This is a genomic window from Alcaligenes faecalis (assembly GCF_002443155.1).
GTDB lineage: Bacteria > Pseudomonadota > Gammaproteobacteria > Burkholderiales > Burkholderiaceae_B > Alcaligenes > Alcaligenes faecalis.
The window spans coordinates 3241399-3267634 of the sequence record NZ_CP023667.1; the positions used below are offsets into that span (position 1 = coordinate 3241399).

Annotated in this window: 30 protein-coding genes; 21 read left to right on the top strand and 9 right to left on the bottom strand. The window is 57.8% G+C overall.

All coding sequences use genetic code 11. The features are described 5' to 3' along the window. Nucleotides 1-4: 4 nt before the first annotated feature. Genes cydB through CPY64_RS15100 form a run of 3 tightly spaced genes read right to left on the bottom strand, consistent with a single transcriptional unit; the run spans nucleotide 5 to nucleotide 3314 of the window. Entirely contained in the window at nucleotides 5-1156 is a 1152-nt protein-coding gene (gene cydB / locus CPY64_RS15090) for a cytochrome d ubiquinol oxidase subunit II (RefSeq protein WP_042486698.1), read from the bottom strand. A gap of 15 nt (nucleotides 1157-1171) precedes the next feature. Beyond that, the gene (locus CPY64_RS15095) at nucleotides 1172-2755 is read right to left on the bottom strand and encodes a cytochrome ubiquinol oxidase subunit I (RefSeq protein WP_042486701.1); all 1584 of its coding nucleotides are present in this window, start codon (nucleotides 2753-2755) and stop codon (nucleotides 1172-1174) included. Next, entirely contained in the window at nucleotides 2748-3314 is a 567-nt protein-coding gene (locus CPY64_RS15100) for a GbsR/MarR family transcriptional regulator (protein WP_042486704.1), read from the bottom strand. The genes CPY64_RS15095 and CPY64_RS15100 overlap by 8 nt, the downstream gene beginning before the upstream one ends. Nucleotides 3315-3471: 157 nt before the next feature. On the opposite strand from CPY64_RS15100, the gene CPY64_RS15105 reads away from it, so the two are divergent. The 10 genes from CPY64_RS15105 (at nucleotide 3472) to CPY64_RS15150 (ending at nucleotide 11277) form a co-directional block, all read left to right on the top strand. Continuing rightward, nucleotides 3472-4461 (top strand): KpsF/GutQ family sugar-phosphate isomerase, encoded by a 990-nt coding sequence (locus tag CPY64_RS15105; protein WP_042486706.1) that lies wholly within the window; start codon nucleotides 3472-3474, stop codon nucleotides 4459-4461. A gap of 2 nt (nucleotides 4462-4463) precedes the next feature. After that, on the top strand, nucleotides 4464-5069 hold the full coding sequence (locus tag CPY64_RS15110) for a KdsC family phosphatase (protein WP_080723798.1): 606 nt from the start codon (nucleotides 4464-4466) through the stop codon (nucleotides 5067-5069). Nucleotides 5070-5071: 2 nt separating this feature from the next. Beyond that, a complete protein-coding gene (lptC, locus tag CPY64_RS15115) occupies nucleotides 5072-5692 on the top strand; it encodes an LPS export ABC transporter periplasmic protein LptC (RefSeq protein WP_042486709.1) in 621 nt (206 codons plus the stop codon). Beyond that, complete coding sequence (lptA, locus tag CPY64_RS15120) at nucleotides 5689-6339, top strand: lipopolysaccharide transport periplasmic protein LptA (RefSeq protein WP_042486714.1); 651 nt, start codon at nucleotides 5689-5691, stop codon at nucleotides 6337-6339. Before lptC ends, lptA begins: the two co-directional genes overlap by 4 nt. A gap of 18 nt (nucleotides 6340-6357) precedes the next feature. Further along, the gene (gene lptB, locus CPY64_RS15125) at nucleotides 6358-7149 is read left to right on the top strand and encodes an LPS export ABC transporter ATP-binding protein (protein WP_042486718.1); all 792 of its coding nucleotides are present in this window, start codon (nucleotides 6358-6360) and stop codon (nucleotides 7147-7149) included. Between the two features lie 189 nt (nucleotides 7150-7338). Continuing rightward, nucleotides 7339-7665 carry a ribosome hibernation-promoting factor, HPF/YfiA family gene (hpf, locus tag CPY64_RS15130; protein WP_009458652.1) on the top strand — a complete coding sequence of 109 codons (327 nt, stop codon included), beginning with the start codon at nucleotides 7339-7341 and terminating at the stop codon, nucleotides 7663-7665. Nucleotides 7666-7816: 151 nt separating this feature from the next. After that, entirely contained in the window at nucleotides 7817-8317 is a 501-nt protein-coding gene (locus CPY64_RS15135) for a PTS sugar transporter subunit IIA (RefSeq protein ID WP_042486920.1), read from the top strand. Further along, entirely contained in the window at nucleotides 8289-9215 is a 927-nt protein-coding gene (gene hprK / locus CPY64_RS15140) for an HPr(Ser) kinase/phosphatase (protein WP_042486723.1), read from the top strand. Before CPY64_RS15135 ends, hprK begins: the two co-directional genes overlap by 29 nt. Nucleotides 9216-9313: 98 nt before the next feature. After that, the gene (gene rapZ / locus CPY64_RS15145) at nucleotides 9314-10189 is read left to right on the top strand and encodes an RNase adapter RapZ (RefSeq protein ID WP_042486727.1); all 876 of its coding nucleotides are present in this window, start codon (nucleotides 9314-9316) and stop codon (nucleotides 10187-10189) included. Continuing rightward, nucleotides 10186-11277, top strand: a complete 1092-nt coding sequence (locus CPY64_RS15150) for a septal ring lytic transglycosylase RlpA family protein (RefSeq protein ID WP_042486730.1) — start codon at nucleotides 10186-10188, stop codon at nucleotides 11275-11277. The genes rapZ and CPY64_RS15150 overlap by 4 nt, the downstream gene beginning before the upstream one ends. Nucleotides 11278-11371: 94 nt before the next feature. Here CPY64_RS15150 and rsmI read toward each other — a convergent pair whose 3' ends face one another. Next, nucleotides 11372-12310, bottom strand: coding sequence for a 16S rRNA (cytidine(1402)-2'-O)-methyltransferase (gene rsmI, locus CPY64_RS15155; protein WP_042486732.1), 939 nt, complete (start codon nucleotides 12308-12310; stop codon nucleotides 11372-11374). A 34-nt stretch (nucleotides 12311-12344) separates the two neighbouring features. Here rsmI and CPY64_RS15160 point away from each other — a divergent pair, with 34 nt between their 5' ends. The 6 genes from CPY64_RS15160 (at nucleotide 12345) to CPY64_RS15185 (ending at nucleotide 16471) form a co-directional block, all read left to right on the top strand. Further along, nucleotides 12345-12803 carry a YraN family protein gene (locus CPY64_RS15160; protein ID WP_042486736.1) on the top strand — a complete coding sequence of 153 codons (459 nt, stop codon included), beginning with the start codon at nucleotides 12345-12347 and terminating at the stop codon, nucleotides 12801-12803. A gap of 186 nt (nucleotides 12804-12989) precedes the next feature. Beyond that, on the top strand, nucleotides 12990-13583 hold the full coding sequence (locus CPY64_RS15165) for a phosphoheptose isomerase (RefSeq protein WP_009458645.1): 594 nt from the start codon (nucleotides 12990-12992) through the stop codon (nucleotides 13581-13583). Then, nucleotides 13580-14269 (top strand): BON domain-containing protein, encoded by a 690-nt coding sequence (locus tag CPY64_RS15170; protein WP_042486739.1) that lies wholly within the window; start codon nucleotides 13580-13582, stop codon nucleotides 14267-14269. Before CPY64_RS15165 ends, CPY64_RS15170 begins: the two co-directional genes overlap by 4 nt. Continuing rightward, the gene (locus tag CPY64_RS15175; protein WP_042486742.1) at nucleotides 14266-14769 is read left to right on the top strand and encodes a peroxiredoxin family protein; all 504 of its coding nucleotides are present in this window, start codon (nucleotides 14266-14268) and stop codon (nucleotides 14767-14769) included. Before CPY64_RS15170 ends, CPY64_RS15175 begins: the two co-directional genes overlap by 4 nt. A 76-nt stretch (nucleotides 14770-14845) precedes the next feature. After that, nucleotides 14846-15742: an acetylglutamate kinase gene (gene argB / locus CPY64_RS15180; protein ID WP_042486745.1), complete on the top strand. Its 897-nt coding sequence runs from the start codon at nucleotides 14846-14848 to the stop codon at nucleotides 15740-15742. Nucleotides 15743-15745: 3 nt separating this feature from the next. Beyond that, complete coding sequence (locus CPY64_RS15185) at nucleotides 15746-16471, top strand: pyrimidine 5'-nucleotidase (RefSeq protein ID WP_042486749.1); 726 nt, start codon at nucleotides 15746-15748, stop codon at nucleotides 16469-16471. Between the two features lie 6 nt (nucleotides 16472-16477). On the opposite strand, the gene CPY64_RS15190 is transcribed toward CPY64_RS15185, so the two are convergent. Beyond that, nucleotides 16478-17932, bottom strand: a complete 1455-nt coding sequence (locus CPY64_RS15190; protein WP_042486752.1) for an aldehyde dehydrogenase family protein — start codon at nucleotides 17930-17932, stop codon at nucleotides 16478-16480. Nucleotides 17933-18127: 195 nt separating this feature from the next. Between CPY64_RS15190 and CPY64_RS15195 the strand changes: the two genes are divergently transcribed. Then, nucleotides 18128-19057 carry an AraC family transcriptional regulator gene (locus CPY64_RS15195; RefSeq protein WP_042486754.1) on the top strand — a complete coding sequence of 310 codons (930 nt, stop codon included), beginning with the start codon at nucleotides 18128-18130 and terminating at the stop codon, nucleotides 19055-19057. A gap of 19 nt (nucleotides 19058-19076) precedes the next feature. Here CPY64_RS15195 and CPY64_RS15200 read toward each other — a convergent pair whose 3' ends face one another. From CPY64_RS15200 to gpmA, 4 genes are all read right to left on the bottom strand, one after another. Then, complete coding sequence (locus CPY64_RS15200; RefSeq protein ID WP_042486758.1) at nucleotides 19077-19850, bottom strand: HesA/MoeB/ThiF family protein; 774 nt, start codon at nucleotides 19848-19850, stop codon at nucleotides 19077-19079. Nucleotides 19851-19865: 15 nt separating this feature from the next. Further along, nucleotides 19866-21377, bottom strand: a complete 1512-nt coding sequence (locus CPY64_RS15205; RefSeq protein WP_042486760.1) for a S41 family peptidase — start codon at nucleotides 21375-21377, stop codon at nucleotides 19866-19868. A 164-nt stretch (nucleotides 21378-21541) separates the two neighbouring features. After that, nucleotides 21542-23110 (bottom strand): murein hydrolase activator EnvC family protein, encoded by a 1569-nt coding sequence (locus tag CPY64_RS15210; protein WP_042486765.1) that lies wholly within the window; start codon nucleotides 23108-23110, stop codon nucleotides 21542-21544. 3 nt (nucleotides 23111-23113) lie between these two features. Beyond that, on the bottom strand, nucleotides 23114-23860 hold the full coding sequence (gpmA, locus tag CPY64_RS15215) for a 2,3-diphosphoglycerate-dependent phosphoglycerate mutase (protein WP_026483748.1): 747 nt from the start codon (nucleotides 23858-23860) through the stop codon (nucleotides 23114-23116). Between the two features lie 98 nt (nucleotides 23861-23958). Here gpmA and CPY64_RS15220 point away from each other — a divergent pair, with 98 nt between their 5' ends. The 4 genes from CPY64_RS15220 to CPY64_RS15235 are packed head-to-tail and all read left to right on the top strand — an operon-like array spanning nucleotide 23959 to nucleotide 26236. After that, nucleotides 23959-24369, top strand: coding sequence for a rhodanese-like domain-containing protein (locus tag CPY64_RS15220; protein ID WP_042486767.1), 411 nt, complete (start codon nucleotides 23959-23961; stop codon nucleotides 24367-24369). 23 nt (nucleotides 24370-24392) lie between these two features. Then, entirely contained in the window at nucleotides 24393-24650 is a 258-nt protein-coding gene (grxC, locus tag CPY64_RS15225) for a glutaredoxin 3 (RefSeq protein ID WP_009458616.1), read from the top strand. A 39-nt stretch (nucleotides 24651-24689) separates the two neighbouring features. Next, the gene (gene secB, locus CPY64_RS15230; RefSeq protein WP_026483747.1) at nucleotides 24690-25184 is read left to right on the top strand and encodes a protein-export chaperone SecB; all 495 of its coding nucleotides are present in this window, start codon (nucleotides 24690-24692) and stop codon (nucleotides 25182-25184) included. Beyond that, the gene (locus CPY64_RS15235; protein WP_096917400.1) at nucleotides 25184-26236 is read left to right on the top strand and encodes an NAD(P)H-dependent glycerol-3-phosphate dehydrogenase; all 1053 of its coding nucleotides are present in this window, start codon (nucleotides 25184-25186) and stop codon (nucleotides 26234-26236) included. Before secB ends, CPY64_RS15235 begins: the two co-directional genes overlap by 1 nt.

Consider the following 26236-nt stretch of genomic DNA (forward strand, 5'->3'; position numbering starts at 1 on the left):
CTCCTTAGTAAGAATGAGAAGAATCTTTCATGCTGGCAACCGATACCTTGCCACGCATTACGCTGTACACCCAGGAGGTATAGAGCACGATGATGGGCAAGAACACCAGTGTCACCAGCAGCATGATCCACAAGGTCAGATGACTGGCCGAGGCATCAAACAAGGTCAGGCTGGAGCCTGGGTTCAAGGACGAAGGCAAGAGGAAGGGGAAGACCGCAAAGCCAAAGGTCAGAATGATGCCGGCCAGCGCCAGGGAAGAGAACAGCAGGGCCAGCAGACCACGGCCACGGCCAGCCAGCAATGCACCCAGCAGCAGACCTGCGAAACCGACAATGGGCGCCGCCCACAATGCAGGCCAGGTCCGGTAGTTGGCCAGCCAGGCGCCTTCCACCATCTCGACCGTCTTGCCAATGGGGTTGGACATGGCATGAGCCACCTCAGGCCAGGGCATGCTGTAGCCATTCATGGCGCTAATCCACCAGCCACCGGCAGCAAAAGCCACGATGGACAGCAGCCCCAAAGGCATGGCCCAGGCACGCGCACGACGAGCTACATGATCACTACCTTTCCAGGCCACTACCACCGCGCCCTGGAATGCCAGCATCAAGACACTCAGCAACCCGCACAGAATGGCAAAGGGCTGGAACAGACCAAAGAAATTGCCTTGGTACATCGGACGCAGCGTAGTTTCGTCAAAGCCGAATGGAACGCCCAGCATGACGTTGCCAATAGCCACCCCGAATACCAGGGCACAAACCAGACCGGAAGCAGTCCAGATCGCGTCCCAGTTGCGACGCCAGCGTGACGAACTGAGCTTGCTGCGGTACTTGATGGCAACCGGGCGCACGATCAAGGCCACCAACAGCAGCATCATGGCCAGGTAAAAGCCCGAGAAAGCCATGGCATACAACAGGGGCCAGGCCGCAAAAGCGACCCCACCGGCCACGATCAGCCAGACCTGGTTACCTTCCCAGACCGGGCCGATCACGTTGTACAGCGTGCGTCGTTCGTCATCGCTGCGGGCAACCAGTGGCAACACCATGGCCACACCCAGGTCAGCCCCGTCCATGATGGCAAAGGCAGCCAGCAGCACGCCCAGCAGCAACCACCAGACGATGCGCAAGGTGTCGTAATCGAGAAGAATCAAATTTTCCATGATGGTTCCCCCTCCTTAACCGCGCAGCAACGGAGCGTTGCGCGAACCATAAGACAAAGCGGAAGGTGTGACGGTCTCGCCAGCCTCGTCCGGACCTTTACGAATCGAATGCAGCATGACCTTGATGCCAATCACCGCCAGGGTGCTGTAGAGCAAGAGGAAGATGGTCATACTGATCATCAAGTCCACAAAGGACAGGCCGGAAGCGGCATAGTAAGTCGGCAAGACGCCTTCAATCGCCCAGGGCTGACGTCCGAATTCGGCCACAAACCAGCCACATTCGATCGCGACCCAAGGCAGGGGAATGCTCCAGACCGCCGCTTTGAGCAAGCGCGGATGACGTTGCAGACGGTCACGCGAGGCCAGGAAGAAGGCCACACCAAAGAACAGGATGAAGTACAGCCCCAAAGCCACCATGATGCGGAAGCTCCAGAACAAGGGCGCAACCTGTGGCACCGTGTCCCAGGCAGCCTGGGCGATGGTGTCAGTATCCGCTTTGGTGATGTCATCTGTATAACGCTTGAGCAGCAAGGCGTAACCCAGGTCCTTCCAGTTATTGTCAAAGACGCGGCGTGCCTCGACATTACCCGCATCGGCACGGACTAACTGAAGTGCCTCGTAAGCGCGCAAGCCATTGGCAATACGGATCTTGGCATGCTCGACCAGCTCATTGATACCCAGCATGGGGGTACTGACCGAGCGCGTCCCGATCAAGCCCATCACCCAAGGTATCTCGATAGCGAAGCGATTTTCACGGGCTTCCTGATCCGGCCAGGCCAGAAGATTGAAGCTGGCAGGCGCTTCCTCGGTTTCCCACATGGACTCCATGGCCGCAATCTTCATTTGCTGGTGTTCTGTCGTCAGGTAACCACTTTCGTCACCCAGCACCACCACGGACAGGGACGCTGCCAAGCCGAAACTGGCCGCTACCGTCATCGAGCGCTTGGCCAGATCAATATGGCGACCACGCAGCAAGTACCAGGCACTGATGCCCATCACGAACATGGCACCCAGGACATAACCGGCACTGACGGTATGAACAACTTTGGCTTGCGCAACGGGATTGAGAATGACCTCGGCAAAGTCGGTCATTTCCATACGCATGGTGTGGGGGTTGAAGATGGCACCGACCGGGTTTTGCATCCAGCCGTTAGCGACCAGAATCCACAAGGCCGACAGGTTGGTACCGATGGCAACCAGCCAGGTAACAATCAGGTGTCCCAGCTTGGAGAGGCGATCCCAGCCGAAAAAGAACAGGCCGACAAAGGTGGCTTCCAGAAAAAACGCCATCAAACCTTCGATGGCTAGCGGCGCTCCGAAAATATCGCCAACATAGTGGCTGTAATAGGCCCAGTTCATGCCGAACTGAAATTCCATCACAATCCCGGTGGCCACACCCAGGGCAAAGTTAATGCCAAAGAGCACGCCCCAGAACTTGGTCATGCGACGCCAGATGGCCTTGCCCGTCATGACATAGACGCTTTCCATAATGGCCAGCAAAAAAGACAGGCCCAGCGTCAAGGGAACAAATAAAAAGTGGAACATCGCGGTGGAAGCAAATTGCAACCGCGACAAGGTAACGACATCCAGATCAATCATGACGACCCCCAGTTTGATCAGCTTTGCGAATCTTCCCGGCGAACCCCAGCACTTTCTGAACTTTGCTACCTAAACGCATCAGATTTTGCAGGGTCTCGGGCGGTAAGTGATGAACCTCGTCAAACCAACCACAAGCCAACTCGATCAATTCCAGCATTTCGTTAATGCGCTGCTGCCCATATTCCTCTTCCTCATTTACGGGCGCCTCCATAAGGATACTTCGCAATAAGGTCAATGTGGGATCAATCTCGCGCTTGCGCTTTTCCTCCACCAAGGTACGGAAAATATCCCATACATCCTTGGGGGATTCAAAGTATTCGCGGCGCTCGCCGATCTTGTGCGTCATGTTGACCAGTCGCCAGGACTGCAACTCGCGCAAGCTCATGCTGACATTGGAGCGGGAGATACCTAGCGTTTCGGCAATCTCGTCGGCGTGGAGGGCTTCGGGCGCAATGAACAGCAACGCATAGATCTGGCCCACCGTCCGGTTGACCCCCCAGCGCCCGCCCATCTCCCCAAAGTGCAGAATGAAACGCTCTGCCTGTGGTCCTAGATTCATGGCTTCCTGAATTTTCAGTAATTACTGAAATTACAAAACAAGACGTATCTTAACCCTAAACTATTCTGCTTGCCACTGGTCCAAGAGCATCTGACCTTACAATTTGCCTCCTGCAAATCTGCATGCCAAGCAGACACTTCACGTTTACAATTTCGCCATGAATACACCGGCACTTTTAGATCCCGCCCATATCCTGTCCTCAGCTCAACGCACCTTCGCCATTGAAGTTGACGCGTTACAAGCGCTGGGCGGGCGTCTGGACCAAAGTTTTGTAGAAGCCACCCAACTGCTCGTGCACTGTCAGGGGCGCGTGGTGGTGACCGGCATCGGCAAGTCCGGCCATGTGGCACGCAAGATTGCGGCTACCCTGGCGTCAACGGGCACCCCCGCTTTTTTCATGCACGCTGCCGAAGCCCTGCACGGCGACCTGGGCATGATTACCAAGCAGGACGTGGTCATTGCCATTTCCTACTCCGGCCAGGCCCAGGAGCTGGTGACCGTGCTGACCGTGCTGCGCCGCATGGGTGCCAAGCTGATTGCCATCACCGGCAATGCCCAGTCCGAACTGGCCCAAAATGCCGACCTGCATCTGGATGCGCATGTGGAGCATGAAGCCTGCCCGTTGAACCTGGCCCCCACGGCCAGCACTACCGCCGCATTAGTATTAGGTGATGCACTGGCCGTTGCCTGCCTGGAAGCACGAGGCTTCAGCCGCGAAGATTTCGCCCGCTCCCACCCTGGCGGCGCGCTGGGTCGTCAATTACTGACGTTTGTGCGCGACATCATGCGCAGTGGCGAACAGTTGCCCATTGTTTCCCCCGAGACCCTGGTTCCCGATGCCCTGATAGAAATGTCCAGCAAAGGCATGGGCATGACCATTGTCACTGACTCGCAAGGCCATCCCGTTGGGATGTTCACTGATGGCGACCTGCGCCGCCTGATTGCTCGCGCGGGCGACATACGCAAGCTGCCCGTGTCCGAAGGCATGTCACGCGAACCGCGCAGCATTGCGGCCGAAGCCCTGGCCATTGAAGCGGCCGAGCAAATGGATGCCCTGCGTATCAGTCAAATGCTGGTATTGGACACAAACGGGCTACTATTGGGAGCTCTGCACATGCACGACCTGTTGGCTGCAAAGGTAATCTGATCATGATGAATACGCCCACCATCCCGCTCCACCCCGCTGAAGCACAAATTCTGGCCAAGCTGCCCGAGAACGTGCGCAACCAGTTACGCCAGTTGCGCCTGATGGTGTTTGACGTGGACGGCGTGCTGACCGACGGACGCCTGTGGTACAGCGCAAACGGCGAGGAATTCAAGAGCTTTCACGCTCTGGATGGCCATGGCTTGCGCATGCTGGGCGAAAGCGGCATTCATGTTGCCCTGATTACCGGGCGCGAAAGCGGCATCGTGTCGCGTCGCGCTGCCGAGCTGGGGATTCCTTTTGTCCACCAGGGTGTCCGCGACAAGATTGCAATCCTGACTCAACTGGCTCAGGAAAACGGCCTGTCTTTAAGCGAAGTGGGTTATATGGGCGACGATCTGATCGATTTGCCCGCCATGCAGCGCGTGGGGTTTTCCGCCAGCGTGCCTGAAGCTCCCTTCTATATCAGTCAAATTGCCAGCTGGGTGGCGACGCAGCCCGCCGGCCACGGCGCAGTGCGAGAATGCTGTGATGCCATCCTGGCCTCCCAGGGTCGCCTTGCCGCCTTTATTACAGGTGGTCCCTTGAAGACCACAGGAGTCATCCAGTAATCATGCGTGACCGTCTACCCACCGTCATTTCACTGCTGTTGCTGACCATGCTGGTGCTGGCAACGCTGTGGGCGGTCGATTACACCCAGAGCTCGGTTGCCATTGATCCCCCGCGCCGTGTTACCCACGAGCCCGACTCCTGGGCGCGCGACTTCACCATGATCAGCTCTGACCAAACCGGGATGGCCATCAGCCGCCTGGATGGCAAGATTGCCTACCACTACCCGGATGACGACTCGCACGACATCACCTCCCCGCGCGCGGTCAGCAACCGGGCGGACTCGCCCTTGACGATTGCCACCTCCGATACCGCGCATATGAATGCAGGCGGGGACATGATCACCATGACAGGCAACGCCCATATTCACCGCCAGGCCACCCCCGAGGATGAAGCCATGGATGTGCGCAGCGAAGTGCTGATCATCCTGCCCGAAGAGGACGTGGTGTACACCAACGAACCGGCATTGGTCGTCAATGGCCAGTCCACCATGCGCGGTACCGGGATGCGTTACGATAATCGCGTTCGCCAATTGAACGTCATGTCGGAATCCGACGTTAAAATCTCGGGCCAACAAACACAAAAAGCGCGTTCTTCCAATAGTTCTAAGGATTCCCCTCCATGACCACGCCTGACAGCGCCCGCCTGGGCCACAAGCCCATGCTCTCTTTTAGCCTTTTGCGTGGTGCCCTGGCCCTGTGCCTGAGCACTGCAACCCTGGCTTTGCTGCCTACGGCCCCGGCTCTGGCCCAAGCGGCTGCCTCTGCTGCCGCCGAACCGGACACCTCCGTGCTGTCCGACACCCTGACTTACGACGATATTGCCAAGCAGACGATCTACAAGGGCAACATCATCCTGACTCGCGGCGCCATGACCTTGATGGCAGACCAGTTGGCGATCGAGCAAGATGCGGAAGGTTTCCAGCACGGCACGGCCACGGTCAGCGAGCGCGCCCGCGTGACGATTCGCCAGGAAGATCCAGCCAAATTTGAACTGATGGTCGCTGAAGGTGTCCGAGCTATCTACAACGGTAAAACCGAAGAGGTCGAGCTGATTGGCAAGGCTGTCGTCAATCGCTATGTTTGCGGCAAGCTGCAGGACTCGGTCCAGGGCCAGCGCATTATCTATCGCCAAAAAGATGGCACGTACCAAGCCTTTGGCGGCTCGGACTCCGCCACACGTGATGGCCGAGTCCGTTCTGTCGCCCGCCCACGCGCCAATGCCGATGCTGCTCTGGCCGAATGCCAACGCAAGTCCTCCCCACGCAAATAGCCCGGACCCCTTTGAATCATGGTTGCTCCTAACAACCCGTCTACCCCTACCCGCGCCAGCCACTCGACCAAAGGCAGCCTGATTGCGCAAGGACTGCGCAAGACCTATGGCAAACGTACCGTCGTGCAGGATGTTTCCCTGACTGTGGAAAGCGGCGAAGTGGTAGGCCTGCTAGGCCCGAACGGGGCTGGCAAAACCACCAGCTTCTATATGATTGTGGGCATTGTGCCCGCCGATGCAGGCCGTATTGAAATTGATGGCACGCCCATTACTGCCATGCCCATGCACAAGCGGGCGCGCCTGGGCCTGTCCTATCTGCCCCAGGATGCCTCCGTCTTTCGCCGCCTGACGGTCGAAGAAAACATCCGCGCCGTGCTGGAGCTGCAACTGGACGATAACGGTCGCAGCATCAGCAAGAACGATATCAACGAGCGCCTGGAAACCCTGATCAGCGAGCTGCAAATTGCGCACATCCGACAAAACACCGCCCTGTCCCTGTCTGGTGGCGAGCGCCGCCGCGTAGAGATTGCCCGCGCGCTCGCCAGCAACCCCCGTTTTATTTTGCTGGACGAACCCTTTGCCGGGGTGGACCCGATCGCCGTGATTGAAATTCAGCGCATCGTACAGTTTCTGAAAGGCCGCAATATTGGTGTGCTGATTACCGACCACAACGTGCGCGAAACGCTGGGCATCTGTGACCGCGCCTACATCATCAGCGAAGGCACGGTACTGACCAGCGGGCACCCGTCCGAGATCATCGATAACGAAGCCGTGCGCAAGGTTTACCTGGGCTCGAACTTCCGAATGTAAGCCGATTTCTGGCCCTGTAACGGGGCCAGTCGGAGCAAGGGTTATCCTGCACATCGCAGATTGATCCAGGTCATGTTATCTGACCAACATATAGGTATACTGGAATATCCAGGATCAGTAGTAAGGAGGCTAAAGACGATCAACCTTCCCCTTCTTGAACAAGTTGTTTGACTACTACGGAGAGCCTATATGAGCCTTAATATCACTGGCCGTAATCTTGACATAACTCCTGCCATTCGCGACTACGTCAAAAGCAAAATTGGTCGAATTGAAAAGCACTTCGACAACGTGGTTGACTCGCAGGTTATGCTTTCCATTGAACGCCTGAAGCACAATGCCGAAGTGACCGTCCGTGTCCCCGGCAAAGATATACACTGCGCCTCTTCAGACGAGAACTTGTATGCCGCCATCGATCTGCTGGCCGATAAAATCGACCGCCAGATTCTGAAATACAAGGAAAAGGCAAACAGCCATGCGCATGAGCCCGCCAAGCGGCTCGAAGTTCCGGCAGCCTGATCACGCCGAACTGTTACAGCGGGCATAGCCTGCCGACAAACCCCGTTCTTTCAGAAGTTCGGGGTTTTGTGTTTCTTGGCACAGTGTCCGCCTGTTGTTAGCCATCCAAAAAATGTTTAGCTAAAAAACATTCCCCCCTATAATGGCCGTCATGAATCTCTTGTCGCGTATTTTGCCTTTGTCCAACGTGGTTCTGGATCTTGCTGTTACCAGCAAGAAGCGCGCTTTTGAACAAGCCGGACTGATTTTCGAGAACCATCACGGCATTGCCCGGACAGCCGTTTTCCATAGCCTGATCGCTCGCGAGCGTCTGGGCTCCACCGCCCTTGGGCACGACGTTGCCGTCCCGCATGGCCGCATCAAGGACTTGAAAGAGCCTTGTGCCGTTTTCATGCGTCTGGCCGAGCCGGTGCGTTTTGATGCCAGCGACGGTCGCACTGCCAGCCTGCTGTTCTTTTTGCTGGTTCCCGAAACGGCTACTCAAATCCACCTGGACCTGCTGGCCGAGATCGCCCGTTTGATGGCCGATCAGGACATTCGCCAGGCACTGGCCCAGGAAACGGACCCTGTTCAAATCCACCAGATCCTGACCCAGACCCCTGATCTCAACGCGGACGACCCCGATGCTGACAGTTCAAGAACTGGTCAATGATAATAGTGACAAGCTCGAGGTAAGCTGGGCGGCCGGTAAACACGCTGCTCAACGTCCCATCCCCGATCTTGGCGCCTCTGCCGCGGATCTGGTCGGCCACCTGAACCTGATTCACCCTGGCCGCATCCAGGTTTTCGGTCCTGAAGAGCTCTCTTTCTACAACCGCTTTGACGTCAAACGTCGCCTGCATCATCTGGATGATCTCAGGCAAGGCGGTGTTCCTGCCCTGTTCATCGCCAACGACGCTGTTGCACCCGATGACCTGATCCAGTTTTGCGAAGAGCAAGGCGTACCACTGCTCTATACCCCTATCGATGCCGCCCAGCTGATTGACTTGCTGCGCATCTATCTGGGCAAGCGTCTGGCGCCGAAAACCACCATGCATGGCGTCTTCATGGACGTATTGGGCCTGGGGGTACTGATTACCGGCGAATCCGGTCTGGGCAAAAGCGAACTGGCACTGGAACTGATCTCCCGTGGGCATGGGCTGGTTGCAGACGACGCGGTGGAACTGTCCCGCACGGCACCCAATATGATTGATGGCCAATGCCCACCCTTGCTGCAAAACCTGCTGGAGGTACGCGGGCTGGGCTTGCTGGACATCCGCACCATTTTCGGTGAAACCTCGGTTCGCCGTAGAATGAAGCTTAAATTAATTGTGCACCTGGTTCGCTCCAACCCCGACAGCTTCGAGCGTCTGCCTACCCAGGACCAGACCCAGGAAGTGCTGGGGGTCGACATCAAACGCGTCATGCTCCAAGTGGCCGCAGGCCGAAACCTGGCCGTGCTGGTAGAGGCCGCCGTGCGCAACACCATTCTCGCCTTCCGCGGCATTGATACCATGGGCGACTTCATCGAACGCCAGGCATTGGCTATCATGAATAGTCGCGAAGACTAGGCACCTAAGGGTCTGTTAGCATTAAACGGCCCTGACGGCTTTGTCCTGTTTCACCTAACCGCTGTCCAACGGGCAGTGACTCGGAGCCCTTTGCCACGATGCTGAAAGTTGTATTGATTACCGGCATATCCGGTTCGGGAAAATCAGTTGCCTTGCGCTTGCTGGAAGATACCGGCTATCTGTGCATCGACAACTTGCCACCCCGATTTCTGGCCGAATTTGTCGAACGCTCTGCCGAACAAGGGCTGGAGCGGCTTGCCGTTGCGATTGATGTGCGCGGCGCCGGTGATCTGGACATTCTTCCCGGTGTCATCAGCAAACTGAATGAAGAAGGCTACGCCCTGCGTGTCCTGTTTTTGAACGCCAGCGATCACACCCTGATGCAGCGTTACTCGGAATCGCGCCGCCGACATCCGCTGACAGACCGTTTGCGTCAGGATGGCCGCTCGCCTTCCTTGCAGGAATGTATTGAGGTCGAACGTGAAATGACGGCCCCCTTGCGCGAGCTGGGCCACATTATCGACACCACCGACCTTACCCCCGGCCAACTACGTGCCTGGATTCGCGACCTGGTACAAGCCGATCGCGCCAGCGTGGTACTGACCTTCGAGTCCTTTGCCTACAAGCGTGGCGTACCGGGCGATGCGGACCTGGTTTTTGACGTGCGCTGCCTGCCCAACCCCCATTACGACCCGGAGCTGCGCCCCATGACGGGTCGCGACGAGCCGGTTGCCAAATGGCTGGCCCAGTTCGGCTCTGTAGAAACCATGGTGGATGATATTGCGGGCTTTGTACGTCGCTGGCTGCCTTTATATATGCAGGACACTCGCAATTACCTGACGGTCGCCATTGGCTGCACAGGCGGACAACACCGTTCCGTGTACGTTACCGAACAACTGGCGCTGCGCTTTGCCGATTACGCCCCCTTGCTGGTGCGCCATCGCAATCAACCGCCCATCAATCCCGTGCCATGAGCCATCCGACTTTACTCAAACTGGGCGCCGCCTTGGGCATTCTGGCCATATTGGCCGGGTGCGCGTCCAGCCCCAAGCGCGCCAAATCCAAAGCCAAACCAGGGGCTACCGTTTCGGCACCACGCGGAGGAGGTTATTACAAAGATGATGGCCCCGACGACCGAATACCCGTCAATCTTCACGCCACCCCCGACGCAGTTCCCCGAATAGAACCCATCGCCCGCAGCAATACCCGCCCCTATACCGTGCTCGGCAAAAGCTTTGTTCCACACACCTCGCACAAAGCCTTTACCCAGACCGGCACCGCATCCTGGTATGGACGCAAGTTTCACGGCAAGAAAACCGCCAATGGCGAGACCTACGATATGTACGCCATGACGGCGGCACACCCCACCTTGCCCATTCCCAGCTACGCCCGCGTCACCCGGCCCAAAACCGGCAAATCTGTAATTGTGCGCATTAACGATCGCGGGCCGTTCCACAGCTCGCGCATCATCGACCTGTCCTATGTCGCGGCAGCCAAGCTGGATTTGATTGCGCCTGGCAGCGGTACAGTGGTGGTTGAAACGATCACTCAGGAAGAGATTCGTAGCGGCAGTTTTAGTCGTGAAGAGGTCAATGTGGTTGAAGCACCCGCTGCCCGCACGGCACCGGCCCCTGCCGCACCCAAATCCAGTCTGACCATCACGGAAAAACTGGAGCCTACCCCTGACGCCCTGGCCGCTCTGCCTCCCGAAGAACTGACGGTTGAGCTGGACGATACGCCCAGCTGGAGCAGCGATGCCAACGATCAGCAGTTGATCGTACAGTCGTCGTCCACGGCAAGCAGCAAACCCCAGGCCCCATCAGGCCAGAATCGGGTCTACCTGCAATTTGGTGCTTTCTCCGCACGCGAAAATGCCGCCGCACTGGCTCAGCAGTTGAACCGTCAGATTTCACAAGTGGAATACCGGGATGCCCAGGTTCAGATGCACAACGATTTGTACCGTGTGCAAATTGGCCCTTATCAGAACCGGACCGAAGCAATCAATGCGGCTTACCGCATCCAGCAGAAAACCGGCTTGAGCCCCTCGGTTGCCGTACGCTAAGTCACACCCGGCCCACCAAACAAAACAGCCCCTTCACGGGGCTGTTTGTATTCTACGCTCCGGCCTGCGACACCATGTCTGAAGCCCGGACATCCTAGTCCTTGGGCGAATTTGCCAAACCCCAGGCATACAGAACATCACGAGGAATCCCGGTCGCCTGACTGGCGATCCGGGCGGCATCACGCAGCGAGACCTGTTCCAGCAAGGCTTTCATCCAACGCTCTGTCGTGGCATCCAACGCAGGCGCATCCTCGTCCACTTCGCGAAGAGCGTCATGCAGAATCAGGACAAACTCACCCTGCTCCCGATGGCTGTCCTCGTCCAGCCAAGCCAGCGCCTGCCCCAAAGGCACGGTATGAATCTGCTCGAAACGCTTGCTTAATTCTCGCGCAAAAGTCAGTTCACGCTCCGGCCCACACACCTCTTCCATATCACGCAAGGCGGCTCGCAAACGGTGAGGGGACTCGAACATCAATACCGGCATCCCCAGGCTGGACCAGTGCTGTAGCCACTTGCGGCGTGCCACGGTTTTGGGCGGCATGAAACCGGCAAAGGCAAAAGCGGGGTTCTCGTCACTGGTTGCGCCACTGCCCATCAAAGCCGTAATAACAGCCGATGCTCCGGGCAGAGGGACGACCTGAAAACCTGCTTCCCGCACCGAGCGCACTACACGAGCACCAGGATCGCTGACAGCGGGCGCGCCTGCATCCGACACCAAAGCCACTCGTTGCCCTTGCTCCAGCCGTTCGATAATGGCTTGAGCCGCTTGCGCCTCGTTATGCCGATGGGCAGCCATCAAGGGCGTTTGTATGCCCCAGGCCTGCAAAAAAGGACGCGTAGCCCGCGTATCCTCTGCCGCAATAATGTCGCACAGTTCCAGCGCCTGCCAGCCGCGCAGGCTAAGGTCTCCCATATTGCCAATGGGCGTGGCCACTACATACAGGCAAGACTGCGGCCAGACCTGGCCTTGCACCTTGTCCATCATGCTTTGCCAGACGCCGGCATTCCCTGTTCGGTTTTCGGTATCGCTCATGCTCGATCCTGCTTGTTCATCTTCATGCATTCCTATGAATCCCTTTGAATACGCTCGCCAGGCTCAAAACCGGCAATTGCGGCGCAGGCGGCGTAGTCATCCTGCCGCCAGAAAGGAAAAACCCCTGCGTTCGCCCAGCCAGGAAAGCGGCGATCAAGCCGAACAACGGGCCTGCGATCATGTCACCGCTCACGGCGCCCGCGTTCTGGCGCGTCAACTGGGTACTCGCTTTGGGGAAATTGACCTGGTTCTATGGCACCAGGAACATCTTGTCTTTCTGGAAGTGCGCCAGCGCAATCACAAGGGCTACGGCGGAGCGCTTGCCAGTGTAAACCGGGACAAGCAACGGCGCTTGATCCTGACCGCACAACAATGGCTGCCAACGCTATGCCAGCGCTATTTCCAGGGCAAGCTGCCCGCCTGCCGTTTTGACGTGATCGCCATTGAAGGCGAGACTCTGCGCTGGATCCAGAACGCCTTCGAGCAGCGTTGAACAATAAGCAGTAGCAAAGCCACCCTGGGAATTTTCAGACAAAAGCGCTGTCTTATACAAAAATCCCCGCCGCCACCCCGTATTTCGGCCCTGTTACAGCATCTCGTTTCAATACCGTGGCGTTTTTTTCAACATGACACGATCTGCCTGCCCCACGGGGAAATTCTCCGTGCGATAATGCGCGCTATGGACCTTATCGCCTTAATGACTTCGCATTTCGACGATTCCGTCGATACTCTCAAAGCCAGCACACGCGAACTGGCCGAACCTTTGGCCGCCGCTGTCGAGCTGTTGTTTGCCACCTTGGCCAACGACGGCAAGATTCTGGCCTGCGGAAACGGCGGATCAGCAGCCGACGCCCAGCACTTTATTGCTGAGCTGGTGGGCCGCTTTGAGCGCGACCGTTTGCCCCTGGCTGGCATTGCCTTGAATACCGACACTTCCATCATGACGGCGGTGGGGAATGACTATGGCTTTGACAGCATCTTTGAACGCCAGGTCAGCGCCTTGGGCCAGACTGGCGATATTCTGGTGGCCATCTCCACCAGCGGCAATTCGCCAAACGTGATCCGCGCCATTGAAGCGGCTCGCGAGCGCGATATGGTCATCATTGCCCTGACCGGCAAAGGCGGCGGACAAATCGCCGACCTGCTCTCGGATACCGACATCCATCTGTGCGTACCGCACGATCGAACCATGCGTATTCAGGAAGTACACATTGTTCTGTTGCATGCCATGTGCGATGGCATTGATGCGCTGTTGCTCGGAGATCCACTATGAAACACCGTTTGATTCTGGCCGCCCTGCTGGCCAGCACTACTCTGACCGGTTGCGGTCTGCTGGTAGTTGGCGGCGCTGCTGCCACGACTGCCGTTGTCGCTACCGACCGCCGTACCACAGGCGAACAGGTCGAGGACAAAACCATTGTCATGAAAGCCGGCGCGGAAACACGCCGCCTGCTGGAAAACAAGGAAGGCCGCATCAACACCACGTCTTACGCCGGGGTTGCCCTGCTGACGGGCGATGTGCCTACCCAGGCCGACAAGGAAGAAGCCGCGCGCCTGGTTTCCAAGGTTGATAAGGTAACCCGCGTGGTTAACGAATTGCGTGTGGGCGAACCGACCCCCTTGAGCGTACGTTCGAACGATTCCTGGATCACCACCCGCGTCAGCACCGCCTTGCTGAACGCCAAGGACGTTCCCAGCCGCACGATCTCCACCACCACCGAGCGTGGCGTAGTCTACCTGCTGGGCCGCGTCACCCACGAAGAAGGTGAACGCGCCGCGATTGCTGCCTCCAGCGTCCCTGGCGTGAACAAGGTGGCCAAACTCTTTGAGTACGTCAGTGCCGAAAGCCTGGCACAGCCTTTGAGCACCAATAACCAGCCAAGCAATACCTCTGGCACAGCGGCCCCTGCAACTGAGCCTACGCCCGCCTCCTCTGTAGAAGTTATGCCCGTCCAATGAAAAAAGTAGTCATCATTGCCTTTGTTGTTGCCATCGCCGTCGGTCTGGGCGTCTGGACCATGTCCGGTGGCAGCTCCAAGGCCAGCGCTCCCGATGTCGCCTTTACCGATCTGAATGGCAAGCACTTTGAAACCAAAGACTTGCAGGGCAAGGTCGTCCTGGTGAAGTTCTGGGCTACGGACTGCACCACCTGCGTGGCGCAAATGCCCGACAACATCGAGAATTTCAATGCCTTGTCCGGAAAAGGCTTTGATATCGTGGCCGTGGCCATGAAGCACGACCCCATCAATTACGTGCGCAACTTCACCCAATCCCGCCAACTGCCGTTCACGGTTGTCCATGACGACAAGGGCGAAATCGCCAAGGCTTTTGGGGACGTCCGTTTGACGCCCACTGCCTTTTTACTCGACAAACAGGGCCACATCATCAAGCGCTACCTGGGTAACTACGACAAGCAGGAATTCATTGCCACTGTCGAAAAAGCCCTGGCCAGCAGCTAAAAGCCTGTTTCTGCCCCCAGCCACATAACCCCGGGTACCAGCAGTGGACCCGGGTTTTCTTCAAGTGAGCGCATCAATGAGCACCACAGATTCGCAGAATTACTCCTCGACCGTCAAAGCAGACGTTTTGTCCGAGGCCCTGCCTTATATTCGTCGTTTCCACGGCAAGACCGTTGTCATCAAATACGGTGGCAACGCCATGACCGAAGAAGCCTTGCAGCGCAGCTTTGCCCATGACGTCGTCTTGCTCAAGCTGGTTGGCCTGAACCCCGTTGTGGTGCACGGTGGTGGCCCCCAGATCAATGACGCTCTGAAACGGGTAGGCAAAGAAGGCACCTTCATTCAGGGCATGCGCGTCACCGATGCAGAAACCATGGAAGTGGTGGAGTGGGTGCTGGGCGGGCAGGTGCAGCAAGACATCGTGATGATGATTAATGAAGCCGGCGGCAAGGCGGTGGGTCTGACCGGAAAAGATGGCGGCATGATTCGCGTCACCAAGAAAATGCTGCCCGATGCCGAGCATCCTGGCGAGCTGCTGGATATTGGCTTTGTGGGTGATATTGAAAGCATCCAGCCTGAAGTGGTCAAAGCCCTGCAGGACGATCAGTTCATCCCCGTGATCTCTTCAATCGGTTACGGCGAGGACGGTCAGGCCTACAACATCAATGCCGACGTGGTTGCCGGCAAGATGGCCGAAGTGCTTAGCGCTGAAAAACTGGTCATGCTGACCAACACCCCCGGTGTGCTGGACAAGGCAGGCCAGTTGTTGCGCCGTCTGTCGGCCCAGACTATTGATGAGCTGTTTGCCGATGGCACGATCTCCGGCGGCATGCTGCCCAAGATCTCTTCGGCCCTGGATGCCGCACGTAATGGCGTCAACTCCGTACATGTCATTGACGGCCGTGTCCCCCACTGCCTGCTGCTGGAAATCCTGACTGACCGTGGTGTTGGCACCATGATCAGCTCGCATTAATCCGTGCGCGCTCCTATCCGTGCCCATGCCTGGGCACGGCCTTTGTCAGCCTGTCAGACAGATGAAACCATCTGGCTGTTTGATCTGGATAACACCCTGCACAATGCCTCCAAAGGCATTTTCCAGGCGATTGACGGGCGCATGCGCATCGGCGTGGCGCAAACGCTGGGTGTGGATATGGACGAGGCCGACCGGCTGCGTCTGGAATACTGGAAGCGTTACGGCGCCACCATGATCGGCCTGCAACGCCACCACGGAGCAGATCCGGCCACCTTCCTGAAGCACGCTCACGACTTTGACGTGCCCTCCCTGATCAGCGCCGAACCAGGTCTGGCCTACCAGTTACGCCGTCTGCCCGGCTACAAACTGCTGCTGACCAATGCACCGCTGGAGTACGCACAGCGTGTCCTGAAAGCCTTGAATCTATTGCCTGTTTTTGACGGGCTCTGGGCCATCGAGCACATGCAGCTGCAAGGCCGTTATCGCCCCAAGCCCTCTCAGGCATTGATGAAGCAGGCTCTGGCCGTGTTGAAGTCTCAGGCCCGCGACATTGTGCTGGTCGAAGATACCCTGCGCAATCTGAAAAGCGCCCGCCAGCTAGGGATGCAAACCATCCATATCTATAACGCAGGCACCCCGTTCAGCGCTCTGTATCATGGACGCAGCCCGTATGTTGACCATCGCATCAACCGCATCGCGCAACTGGTCAAAAACTGGCCACGTCCCTAAGCCTGCTTAGAACGCCAGCTGGCGCTCCCCTTGCTGGATGGTGACCCACTTCAATTCGGTCATGTCCGCAATCGAATAGCGGCCATTTTCCTTGCCGTAGCCACTGTCCTTGAAACCACCGAAAGGCGCGTTCGGATCATCATCAAACGAGTTGTCGTTGATGTGAACCGAACCTGCCTCAATGCGCTCGGCAAAATCCATGGCCTTTTGCAGATCATTGGTCAGGATGGCAGAGGACAAGCCGTAAGAGGTGTCATTGGCCATTTCCAGGGCATGCTCGTAATCGCGTGCCTTGTAGATGGCTGCCACAGGGCCAAAGGTTTCTTCGTGGTACAGGTGCATGTCCGGGGTCACATCGCACAAGGCGGTCGGCTGAATCACATTGCCCTCACGGCCACCACCTGCCAGCAAGGTTGCCCCCTTGGAGACGGCATCCTGAATATGGGCCTGCACAAAATCAGCCTGTTCGGAGCTGATCAAGGGGCCCACGGCCGTTTGCGGCAAAGCGGGATCACCAGTAGGAATGCGGGCAACCTGCTTGGCAAAGGCTTCGCAGAACGCATCGTAAATACCCTGCTCCACGATGATGCGCGAATTGGCCATGCACACCTGGCCCTGGTTGAAATAGATGCCGAAAGCAGCAGAGCGCACGGCGTAATCCAGCGTGGCATCATCCAGCACCACGACCGGGCTTTTACCGCCCAGCTCCAACACAATGCGCTTTTGATGACGACCCGCCAGATCGGCCAGGATACGGCCCACTCGAGCCGAACCCGTGAAGGTCACCAGCTTGACGCGCAGATCGGAGAACAAGGTATCGCCCAGGGCTTCGTCCGTCGTCAGCAGCACCGTCAACACACCGGGGGGCAGGCCCGCTTCTTCCAGAATCTCGGCAAACATCAGCGCGGCCATGGGCGTGTGCGGCGAAGGCTTCAGGATGAAGCTGTTACCCGCAGCCAGCGCAGGCGCCAGTTTCTTGCCATTGAGCAACAGGGGCGCATTGAAAGGACCAATCCCGGCTACCACCCCCAAGGGGCGACGAATGCTCATGGAAATACGGCCAGGCAGATCCGAAGGCATGGTTTCACCCCGAATATCGCGGGTCTGACCTGCGGCAATACGGAAGGTGCTGACGATGTAATCGCACTCGAACATGGCCTTGCCAAAGACATTACCGCCCTCTTCAACCAGCACACGCACGATGTCGTCACGGCGGCGTTCCACAATGTCGGCCGCACGGCACAAGATGGCTTCACGTTCACGGGCCAGCATCTTGCCCCAGACACGCTGTGCACGTTCTGCACTGGCCAGCGCTTCCTCAATATCCTGCTTGGTCCCAAGGAAAACACGTGCCAGCGCTTTGCCCGTGTAAGGATTGACCAGATCCTTATGCGATTGGCCTTCCGACTTCCAGGCCTGTCCGTTGATGTAGGGGTAGATCTGCTTTAGCTGCTCTGTCATGACTGCTCCTTTCCTGTATTGTCTCCAGGTGCGCTTTGGGCACCCTTCATGGTTAAACCCGATAGCCACCGAGGTGCGCCATAGCTCACCATGCAGTACTGTCTTAGATACTATTCTTGAGCCGATTGCCTCTCTGTGTCGTGGACTGGGGCGCAGCCCAATCTGGACAATGACGCAGAAGACGGAAAAAACCGCATGAGCACGAACTATCACTGGGACACGCAGGCTTTGCCGCCCGGACAAGGCGCCAAGCTCTGGACCCAAGCCATTTCACAGTCCTTTCAACACGTGCAAACGCAGTGCTACGGACAAAACTTCCATGGCACCTTGCGCTCGCAACGCCTGGGGGAAGTGGCGATCAACCGGCTGACCGCGCAGCCCTATCGGGTCAGCACAAGCAGGCCGCAAACGGACCAGCCCTGGTTGTTCTTGAATGTGCATCAGCAAGGCCACTGCCGCCTGATTCAGAACGGGCGTGAACAGTGGTTGCCAGCTGGCAGCTTGAGCCTGAACGTGGGCACCAGCCCCTTCACGCTGGATTTTGTAGACGAGGTCACCATGACCACGCTGCGCTTGCCGCTGGATGGGCTGCTGCCCTATACCGGCCCGTTAAATGATGTGGTCGCGCAGCCCTTGTCCCCTGGCGCCAGCCTGCATTTGCTGGAGCACTATCTGCAAGGCTTGCTGCTATCGGCCGATGGCTTGCGGGCGGATCAGCACGATCAGGCCTGGCGTTGCCTGCGCGACTTGCTGGCCATGAGCATTAACGAGCGGCGCTCTGCCCCGCTGGCACCAAGCACCGCACGCTACGAGGACGCGCTGGGCTATCTGTCTGATCGACTGGGCGATCCTGCCTTGACTATAGCAACCCTGTCCGAGCATCTGGGCATGGCACCCCGCACCGTTCAGGAACTGTTCAAAACGCAGGGAACCACCTTCACTGCTCAGTTGATGCAGCTACGGCTGGACGCGGCCGCACAGCTACTACGCCAGACACCGTCCAACACGGTGGCGCAAGTCGCGTATTCAGTGGGGTTTTCGGATCTGTCCTACTTTCACCGCCAGTTTCGACGGCGCTTTGGCATCACACCAGGCCATTTTTATGGGCATGGCCTGGAGTCATGAAGCCGCAATCAAGAACAGATCAAGTGTGATCGGCGTGTTCAGCCGCTGCTGAACTGCATACCGGGCAAGCCGGGTCTTTGCGAAAACGCACGGTATGCCAATTCATGTTGAAAGCATCCACGCTTAGCAAACGGCCCACCAAGGGCTCTCCGAAGCCGCCTAACAGCTTCAAGGCCTCAACCGCCTGTGCGCTTCCCACCATACCCAATAAAGGCGACAGAACGCCTGTAGTGGCGCAGCGCAGTTCCTCGACATCATCCGCTTCAGGGAACAGGCAGTGGTAGCAAGGGGCCTCGGGCTGACGCAAGTCATAGGTACTGACCTGGCCCGAAAAACGAATCGCCGCACCGGACACCAAAGGTTTGCGCAATGCCACGCAGGCACGGTTGATGGCATGGCGAGTGGCGAAGTTGTCGCAGCAATCCAGCACCAGATCCACTTGCTGAACCCAATGCATCAAGCCCGCCTCGTCCAGACGTTGAACGACAGGCGTGACCTTCACTTCCGGATTGAGCTGCTCGATATGCAGCTTGGCAGATTCAACCTTGTCCCAGCCCAGGCGATCTGTGGTGTGAGCAATCTGACGCTGCAGATTGCTCAGTTCCACCTGGTCATCATCCACCAGAATGATGGAGCCCACACCCGAGGCAGCCAGATAAGCCACCACGGGGGAGCCCAGGCCTCCGGCTCCAACAACCAGAATGCGGGAAGCCAGAATCCGCTCCTGCGCTTCTACCCCGAATTCATCGAGCAGAATATGCCGCGCATAGCGCAGTAATTGCTGATCTTCCACGTCAAGAACCTGTGTTTACGGGTTTACCGGTTCGAGCCCCTTGGGGGTGATTCGGAACCGCTCAACGCTGGGTTGTTGATTCAGGGGACTTTTTTTTTCTGGCGACTCGGACTCTACTTCCTTTTCGCGCTTGGCAGCCGCTTCCTTGGCGGCCGCCACTTTGGCTGGATCATTCTTGATCACAGGACGGCCAGCCAAATGATTCAGCGCTTGCTGCAACTGGAAGTCGTCGTCACCACCGAATTCAAACATCTTGAATTCCGGGCTCATGCCCAGATCAGGCTGTTCTTCTTCGGTAGTTTCGTCCACTTTGCTGTTGACCAGGTGACGCTTCAAGTCCACTTCGCGCGGCAGGCGGAACAGATTGCCCTGGGCGGTGTCATCCACCACCACGTCCGGCTGTACGCCCGTTACCTGAATGGAAGTACCGTTCGGTGTGTAGTACAAGGCCGTCGTCAGTTTCAGGCCCGATTCCTCGGACAGAGGAACCACGCTTTGCACCGAGCCCTTGCCGAAGGTGCGGTTACCGATAATGGTGGCGCGTTTGTGATCTTGCAAAGCACCGGCGACAATTTCCGACGCCGAGGCCGAACCCACGTTCACCAGCACCACGATAGGCACGTTCTTGAGCCAATTCAGTTTCTTCAGAACATCCGCATCCGTATCCAGCTCGCCCAGTACGGACTGCATGGATTTGACGTAGTACTCGCGGTTGGAGGAAGGAATGCGGCCCTTGGTGGAAACCACCAGCGAACCCGAATCCAGGAAGGCGGAAGACACGCCAATGGCGCTTTCCAGCAAGCCACCGGGGTCATTGCGCAGGTCAATTACCAAGCCTTTCGGGGCGCCTGGGCCTTTATGAACTTCGGACAATTGCTTGACCAGATCCGCAGCCGTGCGTTCCTGGAACTGGGCAATGCGTACGTAGGCCACGTCGTCAGCCAGCATCTTGGAGCGCACGCTGCGCACCTTGATGACATCGCGTACCAAGTTGAATTCCAGTGGCTTGTCGCGGCCAGCACGACGTATAGTCAGCTTGATGGAGGTTCTAGGCTCGCCACGCATTTGCTTGACGGCATCGTTCAGGCTCAAATCCTTGGTGGGTTTGCCATTGATGTGCGTAATGATGTCGCCCGCCAGAATACCGGCGCGCGCAGCAGGCGTATCTTCAATGGGCGAGATGACTTTGGGCATCCCGTCCTCGCTGCCGATCTCTATGCCCAGGCCGCCAAAGCCGCCTTGAGTCATGGCTTCCATTTCCTTGAAAGCGTCGGCATCCAGATAGGCCGAGTGCGGATCCAGATCGGTAAACAACCCCTTGATCGCATTATTGACCAGGGCCTGATCCGTCAGGGGCTCCACATACGTGTTCTTGATGGCAGCGAACACATTGGCGAACTGCTGCAGTTCGCGCAAAGGCAATGGCTCGCCGCGTTGAGCGACCGCAGTAATGCCCAGGCTGATCAAAATACCGCCTACAGCACCTGCTGCCACTAGACCAATGCTGCCAATCCTTCGAGTGCTCATGCACATTCCCATTATTTTCAGATTCAAGACGGGGCCACCTCCCGGAGCTGACCCGACCATGCATTATAAGAGTAGCGTAAAGCGTCGACCAGCGTGAACTGGGTTGGAGTCGCTACCCGGCGCAACAAATGCGAGCAAAAGTAAACGCCAGGGGCAAAAGCGGCTCAGGAACCCAGCCAAACCTGCGGATTAATGGGCTTGCCTTGATGGCGCAGCTCAAAGTACAGGCCGGGTTCAACCTGCCCGCCGGTGGCCCCCACCCGCGCAACCGCATCTCCACGTCCCACAATATCGCCTACTTGCTTAAGCGTGCTCTGGTTATAGGCATAGACACTCAAGTAGTCGCGACCATGATCAATAATCAGCAAATTGCCAAAGCCGGTCATCCAGCTGGCGAAAACCACTCGGCCCGGAGCCACCGCACGAACCGTGGTGCCTGCCTGAGCGCGCAACACGATACCGCGCCAAATACCGCCATCCGGACGTTCCGCCCCGAACTTGCCCTGCATTTCGCCGCGTACCGGATAAGGCAAGCCACGTTTCAGACCCTGGAAACCCCCTTCTGGTTCCAAAGCAGGAGCAGATGCCTGCTCCACAGGCTCCTCAACAACCTGCACCTCGCGCACTTTGGGAGCGGCTGGTTTGCTGATCGGTTCGCTAGGCTCCGACGAAGCCTCCAAGCTATCGGACAATAAGCGCTCGTTCGCAGTCGGCGGCGTGTAGGTCAGCGGAGGCCGCGGAATCATGGGTTCTGGCTGTTGTGGCTCGGCAGGCTCCGGTTTGCTGCGTGGCAAGGCTGGAGGCAGCGGTGGTTGCGTAGCACGAGCCCGCTCCAGCAACTCCCGCTCACGTTCAAGACGCGCCTGCTCACGAGCAGCCTGTTCCTGCTTGGCTTTGCGCTGCAATTCTTGCTGACGAGCCAGCTCAGCCTTGCGCGCTTCTTCAGCACGGCGCGCGGCCTCACGTCGGCGTTGTTCTTCGGCGCGACGGGCCAGCTCGGCCTGTCGCGCAATTTCGGTTTCCAGGCCGGAGATCAAATCCCCCAATCGCTTGTCATTACTTTGCAGGTTCGCAGCCTGTCCGCGCTGGCGCTCCAATTCGGCGCTGATGTCAGCCACTACCTTGGCTCGTTTTTCTTTTTGTTCTTGCAGAGCTTCTTTCTGAGCCGCAGCATCCTTGGCCAGTTGCTCCTGCTCTTTCTCACGCGCGGCAACCTGAGTCTGCAAACGGTCCAGTCGCTCTACGGTGCGACGCACCTTATGAACCTGCTCGGTCTGCTGACGCGAGACATAACCCAGGTAATGCAATTCACGGTTAATGGCGTTGGGGTCATCACCCGACAACAGGGCGGACCAGGGCGAGACGCCATTGGCGTATTGCGCGCGCAATTGCTCGGCCAGCTCCTGCTGACGTTGCTCTTTGATCACTTGCTGCTCGCTGATCTGTTTGCCCAGCGCACCGAGTTGCTGGTGCAGTTGTTCTTGCCGCTGCTCGATCTGAGCCAGCGTGCGATCGATATCGGAAATAGCCTGCTCGGATTCGCGCAAGGCATTGGCGGCATCACGACGCGAGCTTTCGCTGGTGTCGATGGTTTTGCGCAGCGATTCGATCTTCTGGCGCAGCTCTGCCTGCTGCTTTTGAGCCTGGGCCTGGCGTGCAGCCAAGTCCGGATCAGCAGCCAGGGCCGGTAAGGTCCAGGCTGCCAGCAACAGGCAAACGCTGTAGCGCCACATTATTTACTGCGCCTTGCCCTGATTGGCCACGGCTTGCATCTGAGCCGCAATTGCTTCCTGGTCGCCCAGGTAGTAATGACGGATAGGACGCAGGTTTTCGTCCAGCTCGTACACCAGAGGCTGGCCGGTAGGAATGTTCAGGTGAACGATGTCCTCGTCGGAAATACCATCCAGGTGCTTGATCAACGCGCGCAGGCTGTTGCCGTGAGCGGTCACCAGCACGCGACGGCCGGAGCGGATGGCAGGGGCAATGGATTCGTCCCAGAAAGGAACCACGCGGGCCACGGTGTCTTGCAGACACTCGGTACGAGGCAGCTGATCGGCGGGCACACGGGCGTAGCGGGCATCAAAACGCGGGTTGCGTGGATCGTCTTCAGCGACAGGATCGGGAGCGATCGCGTAAGCACGACGCCAGACCAGGACTTGATCCTCACCGTACTTTTGTGCGGTTTCGGCTTTATTTAAGCCTTGTAAAGCACCATAATGGCGTTCGTTCAGGCGCCAGCTCAAACCGATGGGGGTGTGCATGGCGTCCATCGAATCCAGGGCGATCCACAGGGTACGGATAGCGCGCTTGAGGACCGAAGCGAAAGCCAGGTCGAACTCAAAACCGTTTTCTTTAAGCAGATCACCGGCCTGCTTTGCCTGTTGACGCCCGGTTTCGGTAAGATCGACATCGGTCCAGCCAGTAAACCGGTTTTCCAGGTTCCACTGGCTTTCGCCGTGCCGCATCAGTACAAGTTTATACATGGTAAAAACAGCCTCGAGGTTGAAAAATTGGCGCCACTCTATAATCGTGTGATCTTGCCCTTTTTTCTTGCTTTTCTTGGTAATCAACAGGATTTAACGTGGACTTCATCTTAAGTCAGAATAACCTTCTAATTTTAGCAATTGCGGTGCTTGCCGGCATTATGCTGTTAATACCCAGCTTTTTCAAAGGCCGTGCGGGACGCGCAGTTTCAAGCTCGGAAGCGGTACAGATGGTAAACCAGAAAGACGCCATTTTGATTGATCTGCGCAGCGCCGATCAGTTCAAGGCCGGGGCAATTGCACAATCTCGCAACATTCCTGCTGCCGACCTTGACGCCAAGGCCGGCACGCTGCCCAAAGACAAGCCCGTCATTCTGGTGTGCGATACCGGTCGCAGCGCCCCGCGCAGCGTCGCCGTCCTGCGCAAGCACGGCATCACCGAAGCCTACACACTGCAAGGCGGTATTCAGGGCTGGCTGCAATCGAGCCTGCCTGTCAAAAAATCGTAAGCTCCCCCTTCTACGAGGCTCTCATGGCAAAAGTCACGATGTACTCCACAATGGTGTGCCCTTATTGTGTGCGCGCTGAAATGCTGCTCAAGCAACGCGGCGTAACTGAAATCAATAAAATCATGATTGATCGCGAACCCGAACAGCGCGCTCTCATGATGGAGCGCACCGGTCGGCGTACCGTTCCCCAAATCTACATTGGCGACACCCATGTAGGTGGCTACGATGATCTGGCCGCTTTGGACCGCGAAGGTGGCCTGCTGCCTCTGCTGGCTGCCTGATTTTTTTTCTAACAATTTTTTTATCCCATAGGATCACCCATGGCCGACCAGAACACCCCAGCCGCTGAACAAGAAGCTCAACAACCCAGCTTCAGCCTGCAGCGCACCTACATCAAAGACCTGTCCATTGAAATGCCCAACGCTCCCCAGATCTTTCTGGAGCAAGAGGCCCCTTCTGTGGAAGTGTCCATCAATGTGGGCGGCCAACGCCTGGCTGACACGGTCTACGAAAGCACCGTCACCGCCACGGTAACCACGCGCATTGGCGACAAGGTCATGTACCTGGTGGAAGCCACTCAAGCCGGTATCTTCGAGGCTGCCAACATCCCTGAAGAACAGCTCGAGCCCCTGCTGGGCATCGTGTGCCCCACCATGCTGTACCCCTACTTGCGCGCTGCCGTGGCTGACGCCATCAACCGCACTTCCCTGCCTGCCCTGCACCTGACTGAAGTGAACTTCCAGTCCCTGTACGAGCAGCGCCTGGCTCAGCAACAAGGTGCCGACCAAGCTGACGGCCAGCCTTTGCAGGCCTGATGATGTCAAACGCGCACACTCCTGTTCGTGTCGCAGTCCTGGGCGCAGGCAGCTGGGGAACGGCGCTGGCCGCCCTGGCCAGCACCCAGGCTCCCACGATGGTGTGGGCGCGCAAGGCATCAACAGCACAGGCTATCGGGCAGGATCATCACAACCCTGCCTACCTGCCCGATGTCGTGCTGCCCGACTCGCTACAAGCCAGCGACAGCCTGCAGCAAGTCATGGAATTTGCCCTGGCTGATGACACCGGCCCTGCCCTGCTGATTCTGGGCGTGCCTGTGCGTGGCCTGGCGCAAACCTGTGTGGATCTGGCGCAGTACCTGCCTGCCACACGCCGCCATCCCGTCCTGCTGGTCTGGACCTGTAAAGGCTTCCATCAGGAAAGCGGCTTGTTACCCCATCAGATTGTGCGTGAAAACCTGCCCGACCATCCCTGGTTAGGCCGTGCCGTGCTCTCTGGTCCCTCGTTCGCCCTGGAGGTCGCCAAAGGCCTGCCCGTTGCGCTGACACTGGCTTGCGAACCTGCTGATATGGCCGGCATTGCCCTTGAGGCCTTGCATGGCAAGCAAGCGCGCCTTTACACCAGCACCGACATGATCGGCGTGGAAGTGGGCGGCGCTGTCAAGAACATCATGGCCATTGCCTGTGGCATTGCCGATGCACTGGGCCTGGGCCACAACGCCCGTGCCGCCCTGATCACCCGAGGCCTGGCTGAAATGCAGCGCCTGGGTGTTGCGCTGGGTGGTCAGGCCGAAACCTTCTCTGGTCTGGCGGGGCTGGGCGATCTAGTCCTGACGGCCACGGGCGAATTGTCCCGTAACCGCCAAGTGGGCCTGGCGCTGGGTGCAGGTGAAAGCCTGGAGAGCATCCTGGCCACCGGCATTACCGCTGAAGGGGTACGCTGTGCCCGTTCGGTTCTGGAAATGGGCCGGGCGCACCAGATTGAATTACCGATTACTGCAGCGGTCTGCCAGATCCTGTTTGAACAGCTGGCCCCGCGCGAAGCTGTCCACGCCTTGCTCACCCGCGAGGCCAAGCAAGAAGGCCACTAA